Here is a 17,584-nt window from a genome sequence, read left to right on the forward strand (position 1 = left end):
CCACCCATTGAAGGGAAAAAACGCCCAGAAGGTTTTTTCCCTTCTGAACGTTGATTTGGGTTTACTGCTCAGAGAACCACTTTGTGATAATGTCCTCGATTTCCCCGTTATCAATCATTTCTTGTAAGGCTTTATTAAATTCTTCTGTTAGCTCACTACCTTTTGGTAAAGCAATCGCATAGCCGCCGTCAGCATCCTCAATCGTTACACCAGCTAAATCTTTCTCTTTTTCAAGAAAGCCTTGTGCAACTGTATCTTCAATAATGGCTGCTTCAAAGCGACCTGCTTTAATCTCTTGAATGATCTCAGGAATACGATTACGGCTTTCAACCTTCATATCTATCCCTTCAGCTAAATCATTTGCTTTTGTCTCTTGAATAGAACCTAATTGTACACCAACTGTTTTTCCTTCTAAATCTTCAGCTGTTTCAATACCGCTACCTTCTTTAGAGATAATCATATGTTTAGAAGTATAGTAGATTTCAGTAAAGTCAACATTCTCTTTTCTTTCATCCGTTGCAGACATGGCTGATGCAACAAAATCAACTTGTTCGGAGTTAAGTGCTTGAATCAGTCCACCAAAATCCATATCTTTAATTTCTAAATTGTATCCTAGCTTTTCAGTCACTGCTTTTGCGATATCAGCATCAATCCCAATAATTTCCTCTCCTTGTGCTGTATCGATATATTCAAATGGTGGATAATCAGCTGACGTACCCATTACTAATGTTTTTTTATCGTTATCGCCACCCGCTTCTTCACTTGATCCACATGCAGCTAAAAATCCTGCAATTAATACCAATAACGCACTTAAAAGTATCCATTGTTTCTTCACAATCTTTCCTCCTAAAAATTATATAGTATGAAAATAAATTTCGTTTTTAATCAATTAATATTTATTCATCTAGATGTATTTTAACACATTCACATGAATATGCAATGATATATTTGCATAATTATATTTTTATAATATTTTTTTGATTTTTCTAACTAATTTTCAGTATAAAGGAAGGAATTGTATATGAAAAGAAAAAGTTTACTAGTTTTCAATTCTCTATTAAAAAATGGTAGAAGTGTTAAATGCAAAAAAAAGAATAACCGTACGGAACGGCTATTCTTTCCATGATAAAATAATGATATTATACTTCTTCACAATGTTCTTCGAATGATGCTTGAAGCTTTTGAACAACTGCCATTGGATCGTGTCCCTCAATATCATGGCGTTCAACCATCGTAATAATTTCTCCATCTTTTAACAAAGCAAAGGAAGGTGAAGATGGTGGAAAACCTGTGAAATATGAACGTGCTTCAGCAGTTGCTTCTTTATCCTGACCAGCAAATACTGTTACTAAATGATCAGGGCGCTTATCATAATGAATAGAGTGTGCTGCAGCAGGACGAGCAATTCCCCCTGCACACCCACAAACAGAGTTAACCATTACGAGCGTTGTTCCTTTTTTATCTAATGCTTGTTTCACATCTTCTGCTGTTCTTAACTCTGTATATCCTGCATGAACGATTTCTTTACGAGCTTGTTGCACAACATCATTCATAAACAAATTAAAATCCATACTCATGATTTCATTCCCCCTAAAGAATAATTAGGATCAAAGTGTCCTTATACGTTTTATTCGTTTACGTATAATTATATCATACCAAGGTCGTGAGTTTTTTTACAGTATAGAAACTTTTATCTTTTAGTTTTAAAAGAAAAACTTTGGGGTAACATACAATATATAACCCTCCCCCTGGGTGTTCCTGCTAGTAAAGCAGGCTTATATATACTAGAACTGCCCCTATCACGGTGAAGGGGCAGCTTTTTTTATTCTCTTGTATACCGCCTAAAAAGTTCCTCGACAACCGCTGTTACGGTTCGGTTACCTGCAATCACATCATTTTCAATTTTAGGCAGCATTTCTTTCACGACAGGTGAACCAAAAAAACGATAATGAAGTTGATCTGTGATCATGGAATAAATCCATTCTTTCGCTTGTTCTCTTCTTCTCTGCTCGAAGACACCAGAAGTTTGTGTATTGGCAATAAATTGTTGAATCACTTCCCACACTTCTTTTATACCTTCTTCATAAAGGGAAGAACAAACATAAGCCCTAGATGGCCATCCTTTCGTTGCAGGTTGAAGGAAATGAAGAATCTTTTCATATTCAGCTTTCGTTTTTTTGGCTGCATGTTTATTTTCCCCATCTGCTTTATTAACGATAATCGTGTCTGCTAACTCCATAATTCCCTTTTTCATTCCTTGCAGTTCGTCACCAGCTCCAGTTAAAACAAGGAGCATGAAGAAATCAACCATATCACGTACAATCACTTCGCTTTGACCAACACCGACCGTTTCCACTAAGATGACATCAAAACCAGCCGCTTCACATAAGATCATCGTTTCTCTTGTTTTGCGATGGACACCACCTAGTTTTCCTGATGTTGGTGATGGACGGATAAATGCGAGAGGATTTCTGGCGAGTTGCTCCATTCTCGTTTTATCACCAAGAATACTACCACCACTTAATTTTGAACTAGGATCAACAGCCAAAACAGCTACTTTTGCCCCTAACTCATTACATAAATACGAACCAAAAGATTCTATAAAAGTACTTTTCCCTGCACCAGGCACCCCAGTAATGCCAATACGAATAGATTGATTCGCATGTGGTAAAACTCTATGCAATAACTCTTGAGCTCCTTGAAAATGATGCTCAGCATTACTCTCTATTAAAGTAATGGCACGAGCAAGTGCACTTCGGTTACCTTCTAATAAGCCTTTTTCCAGTTCATCAATGGGTGGAGAGGTTTCTTTTTTCTTTTTAAAGTTACTTCCTCTTGTCAGAGACGAAAAACTGGATGAGAAGTCACCAGCCTGAACAGAATCTGTAAAAGCTTCATTAGACGGCCTTCCACGCTTCTTATATGTGTCCATATTAATTCGTCACTTCCTCATAGCCTAAACGATGATAAATCTCTCTTATTACCTTTTGCGCAGCCACTGGAATCACTGTTCCTGGTCCAAAGATAGCTGATGCACCATTAGCAAGCAAATACTCATAATCTTGCGGTGGAATTACGCCTCCTACGACAACTAAAATATCTTCACGCCCTAGCTTTTTTAACTCAGCCACTAATTGTGGTAACAATGTTTTATGACCAGCAGCAAGAGAACTAAACCCAACCACATGCACGTCATTTTCGACTGCTTGAATCGCTGTTTCCTCTGGCGTTTGAAAAAGTGGTCCAATGTCCACATCAAACCCTAAATCTGCAAAGGCTGTAGAAATGACTTTCGCTCCTCTATCATGTCCATCCTGTCCCATTTTAGCAATTAAAATACGAGGTCTTCTCCCCTCATTTTCTAAAAATTCATCAGCCATTGTCTTTACTTCATTAATTTCCTCTTCATTAGAAAAATGGGAGCTATATACACCACTAATAGAGCGAATCATCGCTTTATGTCGTTTAGCTACCAATTCAATACTATCAGAAATTTCTCCTAAAGATGCCCGCACTCGTGCCGCCTGAACGGATAAAGCTAAAAGATTCCCTTCACCTGTCTCAGCTGCTCTCGTAATAGCTGCAAGCGCTTCTTTCACCTTATCTTCATCTCTTGTCGCTCTTAAATGCTCTAAGCGTTCTATTTGCTTTACCCGCACTGCAGTATTATCAATATTTAGAATATCTAGAGGCTCCTCCTGCTCAAGCCGGTATTTATTTACACCAATGATTGTTTCTTTATTCGAATCTATCTGTGCTTGCCTTCTTGCAGCCGCCTCCTCAATCCTCATTTTTGGTAATCCTGTTTCAATCGCTTTAGCCATTCCGCCAAGTTCTTCAATTTCCTCAATATGCGCCCAAGCTTTCTCTACCAACTCATTTGTTAGACTTTCTACATAATAAGAACCGCCCCAAGGATCGATTACATTGGTTATGCCTGTTTCCTCTTGTAAAAATAACTGTGTATTGCGCGCAATCCTTGCTGAGAAATCGGTTGGTAAGGCAATCGCTTCATCTAGTGCATTTGTGTGTAGTGACTGTGTATGTCCCATCGCTGCTGCATGCGCTTCTATCAAAGTTCTTGTCACATTATTGTATGGATCTTGTTCTGTTAAACTCCAACCGGAAGTTTGCGAGTGTGTTCTTAACGCCATCGATTTCGGATTTTTTGGTGCAAAGTTTTTCATCATCTTTGCCCATATAAGTCTAGCCGCTCTCATCTTTGCCACTTCCATAAAATAGTTCATCCCAATTGCCCAAAAAAAGGACAATCTAGGAGCAAAAGAATCGATATCAATCCCTGCTTTCATCCCTGTACGCACATATTCAAGTCCATCTGCGAGCGTGTATGCTAATTCTATATCTGCCGGCGCACCTGCTTCTTGCATGTGATAACCAGATATACTGATACTATTAAATTTAGGCATATAATGTGACGTATACTCAAATATGTCTGCAATGATTTTCATTGACATATCGGGTGGGTAAATATAGGTGTTTCTCACCATATACTCTTTAAGGATATCGTTTTGAATCGTCCCCGCAAGCTTTTCCTGGCTCACTCCCTGCTCTTCAGCCGTGACAATATAGAACGCCATAATCGGTAAAACTGCTCCATTCATTGTCATGGAGACTGACATTTGGTCTAAAGGAATGCCATCAAACAATATTTTCATATCTAAAATACTATCAATGGCTACGCCTGCTTTTCCGACATCGCCAACCACTCGCGGATGATCGGAATCATAGCCACGATGTGTAGCAAGATCGAAAGCGACTGAAAGTCCTTTTTGCCCCATCGCTAAATTACGACGATAGAACGCATTACTTTCTTCCGCTGTTGAAAACCCAGCATATTGCCTAACAGTCCAAGGTCGATTAACATACATCGTTGGATATGGACCTCGTGTGTAAGGTGCGATTCCTGGCATATCATCAAGATGTTCCATCGACGTTAGATCATTATGGGAATAAATTGATTTAATATTTATACTTTCATTTGTTTCAAACACATCATGATGGATTTTATCAGGATGTTGCGCTTTGTCACCCTCATCAAATAATTTCACTTTCGTAAAATCAGGTTTGGTCATTTCACTTCACCCTCCCAATCTTCCACAATGGTGCTTAGTATATGGTAGCAATCACTTTTCATATGGAGAAACTCGGTGATGCCCGCCTCTTTCCAACATTTTTGTTCCTCTACTGTAGGATGACCAGCCAAATATAGTTTAAATATGCTTTGTTTCTCTGTCATTACTAACTTCACAGCAGTTAAAAGATCATCATCATATTGATCGTTTGCACCACAAATCACGTAATGAGATAAAGGATTATTTTCTATTTGTTCCTTTAGGTTCTCTGTATGCATAATTGGTATAAAATGAGAACGAATACCACCTGGAGCTAAAAAGCCGGTTACAAAATCCATACGCGGCTTATGCTTTTTTAAATCTCCAAGACATAATAAGCCCACCTGAATATCAACGCTACTCGCCTTCATCATTTCTACTTGATAGCGCAGCTTTTCATATGGAATGGATAAACGGTTGCCTAGGGTCACTGCATTCTGCAGCGGTGATTCATCTAAATTCGCATATTTGTTCGTGCCAACAATACTTTGCTTTCGCGTATAAATATCAGCTAACCGCTTTTTTTGCACTTGCGTAATCTGTTCTTGAATCCAACCTGTCTCTATGGCAACTTCCATACCACCTTGATCTTCTATTGCTAAAAATAAATCCCAAGCTCTTTCAGCAATTTGATTCGTGATTGATTCAATATAATAAGACCCTCCTGCCGGATCAATGACTTTATTTAGATGCGCTTCTTCCCTTAAAATCAATTGGGTATTTCGAGCAATTCGATTCGCAGTAAAAGAGGAGGCTTCACTAGGTTCATCAAATGGTGACACGTGTAAATAATTGATCCCACCTAGTATGGCTGCAAAGGCCTCATTCCCTGCCCGTAAAAGATTGACATAGGGGTCGTACAATGTTTTTGTAAATGGTGAAGTTTGAGCAGAAATGGTCATGTTCATTAGCTTCTCATTTAGTCCGTATGCTTCTAAAACTTTAGACCATAGGATTTTTGCCGCTCTTAATTTACTGATTTCCGTAAAAAACTGAGCGCCAATGGAAAAATGAAATACGACCTTATCTACTATTTCTTCTATAGAGAAGTCTTCGCTGAGCAAGCGCTCAATATGAGAAACAGCAGAAGCAATGGCAATTGCCAGTTCTTGAATAGCATTTGCACCTAGTTCATGATATATGGTCGTATGAATTAAAATGGTTTTTAGCTTAGGTGAGGACTTTTTCGCATGTACAATTGCTTCTAACCAATCATTATCGTAACCTTTACTATTATTCATTAAACTGGCTAACGGATCTTTCCCAATAAACCCCTTCGAATTTTGCTGACCAATCGTTTTGTATAAATCTAGTGAAGAATTTTCCGTCATTAAACAAAATGGATATTCTTCTAAGCCTTCAACAATCGCTGATACTTCTGAAAGCTTGTAAAGATCAGGGTTAAATGAAATGGCTGATTGCCCTTTATTTAATTCTTCTAATAATTGTTTTTTCATTTCTTTTGCCGATGTAGAAGAAAGCCGTTGCGAGACGTTCCATGGTTCTTCAAGATATCCTGAAGAGGTATATCCTCGACGAAAGTCTGAACTTCCTGGAAGTGGATTTTGGATAGGTGATGGTAAATCTTCTCGTGAATAAAGCGGTTTCAATTTAATCCCTTCATAAGTGACTGTTGATAAACGATCGATGGACCCACCCTTTAATGATTCCTCTGCTTTCTCCTGCCAATCGCGTAAAGTCGGCTTTGTAAATGTCTCATTTTTCATTTTATTTAAATTCATAAAATATCTGTCTAAAAAGACAGGACCTCCCCTCATCATAGCGATCAAAACATTAATAAAATTCTAATAAATCTTAATTTTATTGTAGTATAGATAGGAAAAAGCTGCAATCTTTTGTAGAATTCCATCAATTTATCATCTAGAAATACTTTATTTATGGGGTAATTTATTGTGGTTCTTGAAACTTGATATTTATTTTCATAAAAAAAAGAGAGGCGAATGGCCTCTCTTTTTTTACGATCACTTCTTAGTATACAGATGTATTTTCTTTAGAAGTATTTTCAAGAATTTCTCTTACACGTTGCATGAATTGACCACATACTAATCCGTCTAGTACACGGTGGTCAAGTGACATACAAAGGTTAACCATGTCACGAACAGCAATCATACCGTTGTCCATAACAACTGGACGCTTCACAATAGATTCTACTTGAAGAATCGCTGCTTGAGGGTGGTTGATGATGCCCATTGATTGAACAGAACCGAATGAACCAGTGTTATTTACAGTGAATGTACCACCAGACATATCAGCACCTGTTAATTTACCAGCACGTACTTTACCAGCTAACTCACCGATTTCACGCGCAATACCTTTGATTGTTTTTTCATCAGCATTTTTGATAACTGGTGTATAAAGAGCGTCTTGAGTTGCTACTGCAATATTCAAGTTGATGTCTTTTTTACGTACAATTTTGTCGCCAGCCCACATAGAGTTGATTTGTGGATATTCTTTAAGTGCTTGCGCAACTGCTTTTACGAAGAAAGCAAAGAATGTAAGGTTGAAGCCTTCTTTCTTCTTGAACTCACCTTTAATTGAGTTACGATACTCAACAAGATTTGTTACGTCTACTTCCATCATTGTCCAACCATGAGGAGCCTCATGTTTGCTCTTAAGCATGTTAGCTGCAATTGCTTTACGTACACCAGTCACAGGAATTTCTTCATCTCCTGGTACAACTGGTACATTTGTGCCTGCTGCTTTTGCTGGTTTAGAAGCTGCCGCTTTTGGTGCTTCTTGCTTAGGTGCTTCTGCTTTTGCTGGTGCTTCTGCTTTTGGTGCATTATCAGCAGTTGGAATATTACCAGACTCAATAATTTTGTTTAGATCTTTACGTGTGATTCTTCCGCCTGCTCCAGTACCAGCTACTTGGCTAAGGTCAATGCCATGCTCTTGAGAAAGCTTAAGTACAGCTGGAGAATAACGTCCACCTTTAGGTGCATCTGCTGCAGGTGTAGAAGCGACTGATTTGCTTTCTGATTTTGGCGCTTCTTCTTTTGCTGGTGCAGAAGTTTCTTCAGAAGCTTGAGGCTCGCTGCTTCCGCCACCTTCAGTTTCAATTGTTAAAATGACTTCTCCTACTTCATATGTGCCGTCTTCTTCGGCAATTAGCTCTTTAATTACTCCATCAAAAGATGAAGGAACCTCAGCATTTACTTTATCAGTCATTACTTCTGCAAGTGGATCGTACTTATTTACTTTATCCCCAACAGATACTAACCATTTACTAATTGTACCTTCTGTTACACTTTCACCTAATTGAGGCATTTTTATTTGTTCGATAGCCATTATTAAAGTGACCTCCTTATTACTTATCAACATCTATTTGGAATGTGGCAAAAAGAGTCGGATTTCCGCTCTCATTGCCACTTTTGATTAATATTCAGCTAATTCTCTCATTGCTTTTTCTACTTTATCCGGGTTAACCATGAAGAATTTCTCCATTGTTGGTGCATATGGCATTGCTGGTACATCTGGACCTGCAAGGCGCATAATTGGTGCATCTAAGTCAAATAGGCAGTTCTCAGCAATAATCGATCCTACTTCACCCATAATGCTTCCTTCTTTTGTATCTTCTGTAAGAAGAAGGACTTTACCCGTTTTAGAAGCTGCTTCGATAATCGCTTCTTTATCTAATGGATAAACCGTACGTAAGTCTAAAATATGAGCAGAGATACCATCTTTCGCTAGTTTTTCTGCTGCTTGAAGAGCAAAGTGTACGCATAATCCGTAAGTGATGATTGTAATATCTTCACCTTCACGTTTAACGTCAGCTTTACCAATTGGAAGTACATAATCATCTTCAGGTACTTCACCTTTAATTAAACGGTAAGCACGCTTATGCTCGAAGAACATAACAGGATCGTCATCACGAATCGCTGCTTTTAAAAGTCCTTTTGCGTCGTATGGTGTAGAAGGCATAACAATTTTTAAACCTGGTTGGTTTGCAAATACAGCTTCTACTGATTGAGAGTGATAAAGGGCACCATGGACACCGCCACCATATGGTGCACGAATAACCATTGGAGCACTCCAGTCGTTATTTGAACGGTAACGAACTTTTGCTGCTTCTGAAATAATTTGGTTGACAGCAGGCATGATGAAATCAGCAAATTGCATTTCTGCGATAGGACGCATACCGTACATTGCCGCACCAACACCAACACCAGCGATTGCAGATTCTGCAAGTGGTGTATCTAGCACACGGTCTTCACCAAATTTTTCATATAAGCCGTTTGTCGCTCTGAAAACTCCACCTTTACGACCAACGTCTTCTCCTAGTACAAATACTTTTGGGTCTCTTTCCATTTCTTCGCGCATCGCTAAAGTGATCGCGTCAATATAAGACATTACTGCCATGTGTTATTCCCCCCTACTTATTCTGCGTACACATATTTCAATGCATCTTCTGCATCTGCATATGGTGCATTTTCAGCATAATCAGTTGCTTCATTCACGATTTTCATAATACGATCGTTCATTTCTTTTTCTTTTTCATCATCGAAAAGACCAATTTCTTTTAAGTAGGCTGCAAAAGTAATAATCGAATCTTTTTCTTTCGCTGCATCTACTTCTTCACGATCACGGTAGCTGCGATCATCATCATCAGAAGAGTGTGGAGTTAAACGATAAGAAACTGTTTCAACTAATGTAGGACCTTCACCTTTACGTCCACGATCAGCTGCTTCTTTAACTGCTTGGTACACTGCTAATGGATCGTTACCATCTACAGTTACACCAGGCATACCGTAACCGATTGCACGATCTGATACTTTCTCACATGCCAATTGTTTTTCAATTGGTACAGAGATCGCATACTTATTATTTTCACACATGAAAATAACTGGTAATTTATGAACACCTGCAAAGTTTGCTCCTTCGTGGAAATCTCCTTGGTTAGAAGAACCTTCACCGAAAGTAACAAATGTACAAAGATCTTTATTTTCCATTTTCCCAGCAAGTGCAATACCTACTGCGTGAGGAACTTGTGTTGTAACTGGAGAAGAACCTGTTACGATACGGTTTTTCTTTTGCCCAAAGTGACCTGGCATTTGACGGCCACCTGAGTTTGGATCTTCCGCTTTAGCGAATGCTGATAACATTAATTCTTTCGCAGTCATACCGAATGCAAGAACAACACCCATGTCACGATAATATGGAAGGGCATAATCTTTCTCTCTGTCTAATGCAAAAGATGCACCTACTTGCGCAGCCTCTTGTCCTTGACATGAAATAACGAAAGGAATTTTACCTGCACGGTTTAAAAGCCACATACGCTCGTCAATACGGCGTGCTAAAAGCATGGTTTCATACATTTCTAATACTTGCTCATCACTTAAACCTAAAGCTTTATGACGATTTTTAGTTTTACCCATTTCAAAACCTCCTAAATATATATAGAAGAACGTGGAACGCTCTTATATTCTCCACTTAATGAAGTGAGGCTTCTAGATTTCCAACAAAATCTAGAAGTCCACTTTAATAAATCCTAACGCTTATCCGTGAATTGCTTTTCCGTCTACTGCTAATGCAGCTTCTCCGATTGCTTCAGATAAAGTTGGGTGAGGGTGAATCGTATGTGCTACTTCCCAAGGTGTAGCATCTAATACTTTTGCAAGACCTGCTTCAGAAATCATATCTGTCACATGTGGTCCAATCATGTGTACACCTAAGATGTCATTTGTCTCTTCGTCAGCAATAATTTTAACAAAGCCGTCAGACTCACCGAATACAAGCGCTTTACCAATCGCACGGAACATGAATTTACCGACTTTCACTTTATAGCCTTGTTCCTTCGCTTGATCTTCTGTAATACCTACACTTGCAGCTTCTGGTGAAGAATAGATACATTTAGAAATAAGATCATAATCCATTGGCTCTGGATTTTGGTCTGCGATATGTTCTACTGCATGAATACCTTCATGTGAAGCAACATGTGCAAGTTGAAGTCCACCAATTACATCACCAATTGCATAAATATGAGACTCTTTTGTTTGGTAATGCTCGTTCACAACGATGCTTCCTTTTTCTACTTGAATATCAGTATTTTCAAGACCAATACCTTCAGTATTTGCTTGACGACCTACAGATACAAGAAGCTTTTCAGCTGTGAATTCTTTTGTTTCGCCTTTTACTTCAGCAGAAACCGTTACACCGCCATCTTGTTTCAATGTTTCAGGAAGTACTTTCGCTTTAGTAACGATATTTACGCCACGTTTTTTCAGTAGACGTTGCATTTCCTTACTTACATCCTTATCTTCAGTAGGGATAATACGGTCAGCAAATTCTAGTACAGTTACTTCTGCACCGAAATCAGCAAGCATAGAAGCCCACTCGATACCGATTACACCGCCACCAACGATAATAATTGACTTAGGAATTTCCTCCATCGATAATGCTTCATCAGAAGTCATTACATTTCCGCCAACTTCTAAACCAGGTAATGTTCTTGGACGAGAACCTGTTGCCACAATAACATTTTTAGGTACAAGCATTTCATTCTCATCACCATTATTCATTTCAACAGAAATTGTTCCTGCTGTTGGAGAGAAGATGGATGGTCCTAAAATACGTCCAAAACCGTCGTATACATCAATTTTTCCTTGCTTCATAAGGTGTTGAACACCTTTATGCAATTGATCAACAATTTTGCCTTTTCTCTCTTGCACTTTTGCAAAGTTTACTGATACTTCGCCAGTAGAAATACCGAACTCATCACTATTCTTAGCAGTCGCAAAAACTTCCGCACTTCTTAGCAATGCTTTACTTGGGATACAACCTTTATGAAGGCAAGTACCGCCAAGATTTCCTTTTTCTACTAACGCTGTTTTAAGACCAAGTTGAGAAGCACGAATAGCAGCTACATAACCACCAGTACCTCCGCCAAGAATGACTAAATCATATTCTTGTGCCATTAATAAACCCTCCTATTACTACTTACTTAACTGTTGTTGTATTTAATTCATCAATAGAGTAATTCTTAGCTTCTTCTTCGCCACGAAGAACACGAAGTGCACCTTCTGCAAGCGCTTGAAGTTCATCTTCACCAGGTTCAATGATGACATCTGCAATCCAGTTAACATAGCTTGAAATATCATTTACAAATGCTTTCCCATAAGCTAGTCCACCTGTTAAAATGATCGCGTCTACTTTACCTTTTAATACCGCACTTGCAGTACCAATTTCTTTTGCAATTTGGTAACCCATCGCATCGTAAACGAGCTTCGCTTTTTCATCGCCAGCTTCAATCATTTTTTCCACTTTAACAGCATCGTTCGTACCAAGGTAACCTACAAGTCCACCTTCACCAACTAACATGCTCATGATTTCTTCACGGTAATATTCACCAGAGAAGCACATATCAATAAGGTCGCCAGCTGGAACAGTTCCTGCACGTTCAGGACTGAATGGCCCTTCACCATGAAGTGCATTATTCACATCAATTACACGGCCTTTTTCATGAGCACCAACAGAAACTCCGCCACCCATATGTGTAACAATTAAGTTTAAGTCTTCGTATTTCTTACCTAATTTTTTTGATACTCTTCTTGCTACTGCCTTTTGATTTAATGCATGGAATATGCTTGTTTTATCAATTTGTGGGAAACCAGTAACGCGGGCGATCGGTGCTAATTCATCAACAACAACCGGATCGACAATAAAGGAAGGAATATTTAGACCTGAAGCAATTTCGTAAGCCAAAATCCCACCTAAATTGGATGCGTGCTGACCAGCATAACCAACTTTTAAGTCCTCAATCATCTCTTTATTAACCGCATAAGTACCACCAGGAATTGGGCGTAAAAGTCCTCCGCGACCGACTACTGCGCTTAGTTTTGAAATGTTAATTCCTTCAGCGTCTAAAGTTTCTAAAATAGCGTTTTTACGGAATTCATATTGATCGAAAATTGTTTTAAACTTTTTAATCTCGTCTGTATCATGTCTTAATGTTTTTTCAAACACAGAACTATCATTATCGAAAACACCGATCTTCGTTGAAGTAGATCCTGGGTTGATGACGAGCATTCTCTTGATTTGATCTTGCACAACAGACCCTCCATTATTTATCCATTTTTGAAATTACATAAGGAAATAGCTAGCGCCTTATGAAGGCGCTCGCCACTTCAATATGAACCATAATTACTTACGGCGGCTTAAGATGTGATGACCATTTTGAAGGAATGTGCTGCGAGATTGTTTCATTGTCGCAATTCTTTCTTCTGCCATACGGTCAGCAGCTTTATAAGTTGGGATATTTTCTTCTTTAGAAATTTGCATAATACGGTCAATTGTATCGTATAGACCTTCAACTTTTTTCATTGCACGTTCAGCATTGTAACCATAAAGTTCGTCAGCAACGTTAATGACACCACCAGCATTGATTACATAGTCAGGAGCGTATACGATACCCATTTCGTGGATTTGATCGCCATGACGTTCTTCTTTTAATTGGTTGTTAGCAGAACCTGCGATTACTTTTGCTTTAAGTTGTGGAATTGTATCATCATTTACAGTTGCACCTAATGCACATGGGGCATAGATATCACATTCAACACCATAAATGTCATTAATTCCTACTGCTTCTGCACCGAAATCATCAACTGCACGTTGAACAGCTTCTTTGTTAATATCAGTTACGATTAATTTTGCTCCTTCTTCATGAAGGTGTTTACATAAGTGATATGCAACATTACCTACACCTTGAACAGCAATTGTTTTACCTTCAAGAGAGTCAGTTCCGAATGCTGCTTTTGCTGCTGCTTTCATACCTACGTACACACCGTAAGCAGTTACAGGAGAAGGATTACCAGAAGAACCAAATGCTGGAGAAATACCAGTTACATAATCAGTTTCTTCATGAATTAAGTCCATATCAGCTACAGTTGTACCAACATCCTCTGCAGTGATATAACGTCCGTTAAGACCTTGAATATATCGTCCGAAAGCACGGAATAATGCTTCATTTTTATCTTTCTTAGGATCACCGATGATAACTGTTTTACCGCCACCAAGGTTAAGTCCAGCTGCAGCATTTTTATAAGTCATACCTTTCGCAAGACGAAGAGCATCTTCAATCGCTGCTTCTTCTGACTCATAAGTCCACATACGTGTTCCGCCTAATGCAGGTCCTAAAGTTGTATCATGAATAGCGATGATTGCTTTTAATCCTGATTCTTTATCTTGGCAAATAACGACTTGTTCGTAATCATATTTCTCTAGATATTTAAAAATTTCCATGGTTGTAAATCCTCCTTGTTTTTAAAAGAAAATATATTATTTAGCAGAGCAAATAGCTAAAGCAAGTGAATATAATTTACTCTCTGCTGAGTCTGCTCTGGAAGTTAAAACGATTGGTGCTTTTGCACCTGCAATCACTGCACCAACTTTTGCTTGAGCAAAGTAGATCAATGATTTGTATAAAGCATTTCCAACTTCAATAGTAGGCACAAGTAAGATATCTGCTTGTCCAGCAACATCACTTGTAATACCTTTATGCTCAGCAGCTTCAATAGAAACTGCATTATCAAGTGCTAAAGGTCCATCAACGATGCAGCCTTTAATTTGACCACGTTGATTCATTTGCGTTAATGCCGCTGCATCTAATGTTGCTTGCATATTTGGGTTTACTACCTCAACCGCAGCAATTGGTGCAACTTTAGGCATTTCCACCCCGATACTCTTAGCAATACCTACTGCATTTGCTGTTATTTGCGCTTTTTGACTTAAATCAGGCGCAATGTTCATCGCAGCATCAGTGACAATCGTAAATTTGTCAAAGTTAGGAACTTCAAAAACAGCAACATGTGAAAGAACGCTACCAGTTCTCAAGCCATATTCTTTGTTAAGTACGGCTTTTAGAATAACTGCTGTAGGAACATTTCCTTTCATAAGTACGCTTGCTTTTTTTTCTTTGACAGATTTAACCGCCATTTCAGCAGCTAAAGCAGCTGTTTCAGCATGCATAATTGTTAGGTGGTCGCTACTAGCGACATCTGCATGGTTTGCATTCAGTATTTGCGTAATCTTTTCAGAGTTACCGAATAATAGAAAGCTTGCCATGTTCTTCTTTAGTGCACCAGCTACAGCTTCTAAGACTTCTTCGTCTTCTGCTGCGGCAACTGCAACTACATTGCCTTCATATTGGGTTGCTTTCTCTATAAGCGAATCCAATTTCATCTGTCTCAACCCCTTTACTTCAAAGTGCGTGCAAGTAAAAAGTTTTTTTGCTGCACTCATATTTTTATTATGCAATTACCGTGCCAAAATTAAAATGCGATGAAAACGCTTTATTGCTCAAAATCTACCGTGAAATTTATTGCAAACCATGCAAATTATTGCATGCTTTTATTTTCAATTTGATATTTTTCCAATTTATAGTATAAATTCCTTACAGATAGCCCTAAATGTTTGGCTGCTTGTGTCTTATTACCATCCGCTTGTTTCATTGCTTTCGTAATAATTTCTTTTTCAAAACCTTCCAGTTGCTTTGCTAATGGCTCTCCTTGTTGAATAGATGCATGCATTTCAGAATCTACGAGAACTGGACTGTCACTATTCGCTAATGTAGATAAATGTTCACTGTCAATATGTGTTTGATAGCCCATAAATATAATCGCTCTTCCAATAATATTATCTAGTTCACGGACATTACCTGGCCAATCATATGCCATTAAAACCTTCATCGCTTCTTCTGTTACACCTTCTACATTACGGCCATATTCAATATTGATTTTTTCAATTAAGCGGTCCACTAGTAAAGGGATATCTTCTTTTCTTTTTCTCAAAGACGGAATATGAATTGGCATTCGATTCAAACGGTAGTATAAATCCTCTCTAAATCCGCCGTTCGCAATGGCTTTTTCCAGATTAACATTGGTTGCAGCAATAATTCGGACGTTAATCTGAAGAGGCTTTGTACCACCTACTCGGGTAATCTCTCCTTCTTGTAGCACCCTTAATAGTTTAGCCTGTGTGCTGGCAGTTAACTCGCCAATTTCATCCAAAAAGATACTTCCTTTATCCGCTTCTTCAAATAAACCCCTTTTTCCGCCTCTTTTCGCGCCAGAAAAAGCACCTTCCTCATAACCAAATAATTCACTTTCCAGTAGTGATTCCGATAAGGCAGCACAGTTTACACGAACAAATTTATTATATTTACGGTCACTTGCATTATGAATGGCATGTGCAAATAATTCTTTACCTGTTCCAGATTCACCTCTCAATAGAACGGTTGCTGGCGTTTTTGCTCCAAGTTTAGCTTGTTCAATTGCAATGGCCATTTCATCAGACTGACCAATAATATCTTCAAAAGTATACTTAGCTTCTAAATTTCGAATAATTTGTCTCGCGCGGTTTAATTCGCGACTCATACTTTGTAGATCTGAAACGTCATGCAAAACCCCGACGCTTCCTTTTAAAATACCATCTACAATTACCGGAGCTACATTGACGACAACTTCTTTTCTCTTCGGACCTACACGCATTGGTACACCCCTGATGGCTCTGCGTGTTTTAAGCACCTTCATATGAACACTTTCACCTTCTGAGATATCAGCAGTTGCCGGTTTACCAATGACTTCCTCTTCTGCTAATCCAGTGATTTTTGAATAGGCCGGGTTAATAATTAACCCCTTCCCATCTTCATCTACTACAGAGATCGCTTCATCACTTGATTGTATAATAGCTTGAAGCATTGTTTTTAAATTTTTCAAATCAGTAATTTCTTCAGCTAAATCAACTAATTCCGTAATGTCTTTAAAAATAGAAACCGCACCGATTAATTGACCGTTATCACCGATTACAGGAATTCTCGTAGTAATAATTTTCAACCCACTACCTAAAACAAACTCTTGGTTTGTTTCCACTCTCCTTGAATGCAACACTCTCGGCAGTAAGCTTCCGCTAATTACATCTCCGATCTTTTTACCTATCGCCTGTTTCTTTTCTATTCCTGTCATCGTTTCTGCGCTTTTATTAAAAAGTATAATTTCCTCGTCAGGATTGATGACGATCATACCGTTATCGGTCGTATTAAATATGAGGTTGAATTTATATGTTTGATTAGAAAGTGCGGATATGAGCTCTTCCTTTTGAGACAAAAGTTTGGCCATTAAATAAGCGACACTACCAGGGATAAAAATTACCTCTTCTTTGATTGAAGATCTAATTTGTTTACTAACTTCTTCATCTCCTGTTACTTCAATAATAATATCAACAGGTTCTTTAATAAATTGGCGCCAATCATAACCAATTTGCACACCATCTTCACTCGCAAGTTGAAGTCCTTTTGCTTCGCGATTAATATCAACAACCGCTGTTACTATTAACATTTCTGTTTCTTTCAATAATCGATATATCGAGGAGCCACCTTGACCAGCCCCGATGATAATTACTTTTTGCATACTTTCACCTTACCCTGAATATTCTTTCAA

General features: G+C 38.5%; 13 protein-coding genes. All 13 read right to left on the reverse strand.

What is annotated here, in order from left to right:
* Positions 1-61: 61 nt before the first annotated feature.
* Positions 62-835, reverse strand: coding sequence for a transporter substrate-binding domain-containing protein (locus tag MHI57_RS06705; protein WP_095372654.1), 774 nt, complete (start codon positions 833-835; stop codon positions 62-64).
* Between the two features lie 304 nt (positions 836-1,139).
* Entirely contained in the window at positions 1,140-1,577 is a 438-nt protein-coding gene (locus tag MHI57_RS06710) for a BrxA/BrxB family bacilliredoxin (RefSeq protein WP_095372653.1), read from the reverse strand.
* Positions 1,578-1,822: 245 nt separating this feature from the next.
* Positions 1,823-2,932, reverse strand: a complete 1,110-nt coding sequence (gene meaB / locus MHI57_RS06715; protein WP_095372652.1) for a methylmalonyl Co-A mutase-associated GTPase MeaB — start codon at positions 2,930-2,932, stop codon at positions 1,823-1,825.
* 1 nt (position 2,933) lies between these two features.
* A complete protein-coding gene (scpA, locus tag MHI57_RS06720; RefSeq protein WP_340975433.1) occupies positions 2,934-5,093 on the reverse strand; it encodes a methylmalonyl-CoA mutase in 2,160 nt (719 codons plus the stop codon).
* Positions 5,090-6,874 (reverse strand): methylmalonyl-CoA mutase subunit beta, encoded by a 1,785-nt coding sequence (locus tag MHI57_RS06725; RefSeq protein WP_340975434.1) that lies wholly within the window; start codon positions 6,872-6,874, stop codon positions 5,090-5,092. The genes scpA and MHI57_RS06725 overlap by 4 nt, the downstream gene beginning before the upstream one ends.
* Positions 6,875-7,121: 247 nt before the next feature.
* Positions 7,122-8,441, reverse strand: a complete 1,320-nt coding sequence (locus MHI57_RS06730) for a dihydrolipoamide acetyltransferase family protein (protein WP_095372649.1) — start codon at positions 8,439-8,441, stop codon at positions 7,122-7,124.
* Positions 8,442-8,528: 87 nt separating this feature from the next.
* The gene (locus tag MHI57_RS06735) at positions 8,529-9,512 is read right to left on the reverse strand and encodes an alpha-ketoacid dehydrogenase subunit beta (protein ID WP_095372648.1); all 984 of its coding nucleotides are present in this window, start codon (positions 9,510-9,512) and stop codon (positions 8,529-8,531) included.
* A 17-nt stretch (positions 9,513-9,529) separates the two neighbouring features.
* On the reverse strand, positions 9,530-10,528 hold the full coding sequence (locus MHI57_RS06740) for a thiamine pyrophosphate-dependent dehydrogenase E1 component subunit alpha (RefSeq protein ID WP_095372647.1): 999 nt from the start codon (positions 10,526-10,528) through the stop codon (positions 9,530-9,532).
* 120 nt (positions 10,529-10,648) lie between these two features.
* Positions 10,649-12,067, reverse strand: coding sequence for a dihydrolipoyl dehydrogenase (lpdA, locus tag MHI57_RS06745; protein ID WP_095372646.1), 1,419 nt, complete (start codon positions 12,065-12,067; stop codon positions 10,649-10,651).
* Positions 12,068-12,089: 22 nt separating this feature from the next.
* Positions 12,090-13,178, reverse strand: a complete 1,089-nt coding sequence (gene buk / locus MHI57_RS06750) for a butyrate kinase (protein ID WP_225230430.1) — start codon at positions 13,176-13,178, stop codon at positions 12,090-12,092.
* Positions 13,179-13,292: 114 nt separating this feature from the next.
* Complete coding sequence (bcd, locus tag MHI57_RS06755; RefSeq protein WP_095372644.1) at positions 13,293-14,390, reverse strand: branched-chain amino acid dehydrogenase; 1,098 nt, start codon at positions 14,388-14,390, stop codon at positions 13,293-13,295.
* A 36-nt stretch (positions 14,391-14,426) separates the two neighbouring features.
* Positions 14,427-15,329, reverse strand: a complete 903-nt coding sequence (gene yqiS / locus MHI57_RS06760; RefSeq protein WP_233435223.1) for a phosphate butyryltransferase — start codon at positions 15,327-15,329, stop codon at positions 14,427-14,429.
* A 155-nt stretch (positions 15,330-15,484) separates the two neighbouring features.
* Positions 15,485-17,554, reverse strand: a complete 2,070-nt coding sequence (locus tag MHI57_RS06765; RefSeq protein ID WP_095372642.1) for a sigma-54 interaction domain-containing protein — start codon at positions 17,552-17,554, stop codon at positions 15,485-15,487.
* Between the last annotated feature and the right edge of the window lie 30 nt (positions 17,555-17,584).

It is taken from the genome of Cytobacillus sp. FSL K6-0129 (assembly GCF_038007625.1).
Lineage (GTDB): Bacteria > Bacillota > Bacilli > Bacillales > Cytobacillaceae > Cytobacillus > Cytobacillus kochii.

Bases quoted from the DNA above. Each gene is read 5' to 3' on its own strand.
- bcd (WP_095372644.1), bottom strand. From the start codon at position 14,390: ATGGAAATTTTTAAATATCTAGAGAAATATGATTACGAACAAGTCGTT.
- scpA (WP_340975433.1), bottom strand. From the start codon at position 5,093: ATGACCAAACCTGATTTTACGAAAGTGAAATTATTTGATGAGGGTGAC.
- MHI57_RS06735 (WP_095372648.1), bottom strand. From the start codon at position 9,512: ATGGCAGTAATGTCTTATATTGACGCGATCACTTTAGCGATGCGCGAA.
- MHI57_RS06725 (WP_340975434.1), bottom strand. From the start codon at position 6,874: ATGAATTTAAATAAAATGAAAAATGAGACATTTACAAAGCCGACTTTA.
- meaB (WP_095372652.1), bottom strand. From the start codon at position 2,932: ATGGACACATATAAGAAGCGTGGAAGGCCGTCTAATGAAGCTTTTACA.
- yqiS (WP_233435223.1), bottom strand. From the start codon at position 15,329: ATGAAATTGGATTCGCTTATAGAGAAAGCAACCCAATATGAAGGCAAT.
- buk (WP_225230430.1), bottom strand. From the start codon at position 13,178: ATGCTCGTCATCAACCCAGGATCTACTTCAACGAAGATCGGTGTTTTC.
- MHI57_RS06730 (WP_095372649.1), bottom strand. From the start codon at position 8,441: ATGGCTATCGAACAAATAAAAATGCCTCAATTAGGTGAAAGTGTAACA.
- MHI57_RS06740 (WP_095372647.1), bottom strand. From the start codon at position 10,528: ATGGGTAAAACTAAAAATCGTCATAAAGCTTTAGGTTTAAGTGATGAG.
- lpdA (WP_095372646.1), bottom strand. From the start codon at position 12,067: ATGGCACAAGAATATGATTTAGTCATTCTTGGCGGAGGTACTGGTGGT.
- MHI57_RS06765 (WP_095372642.1), bottom strand. From the start codon at position 17,554: ATGCAAAAAGTAATTATCATCGGGGCTGGTCAAGGTGGCTCCTCGATA.
- MHI57_RS06710 (WP_095372653.1), bottom strand. From the start codon at position 1,577: ATGAGTATGGATTTTAATTTGTTTATGAATGATGTTGTGCAACAAGCT.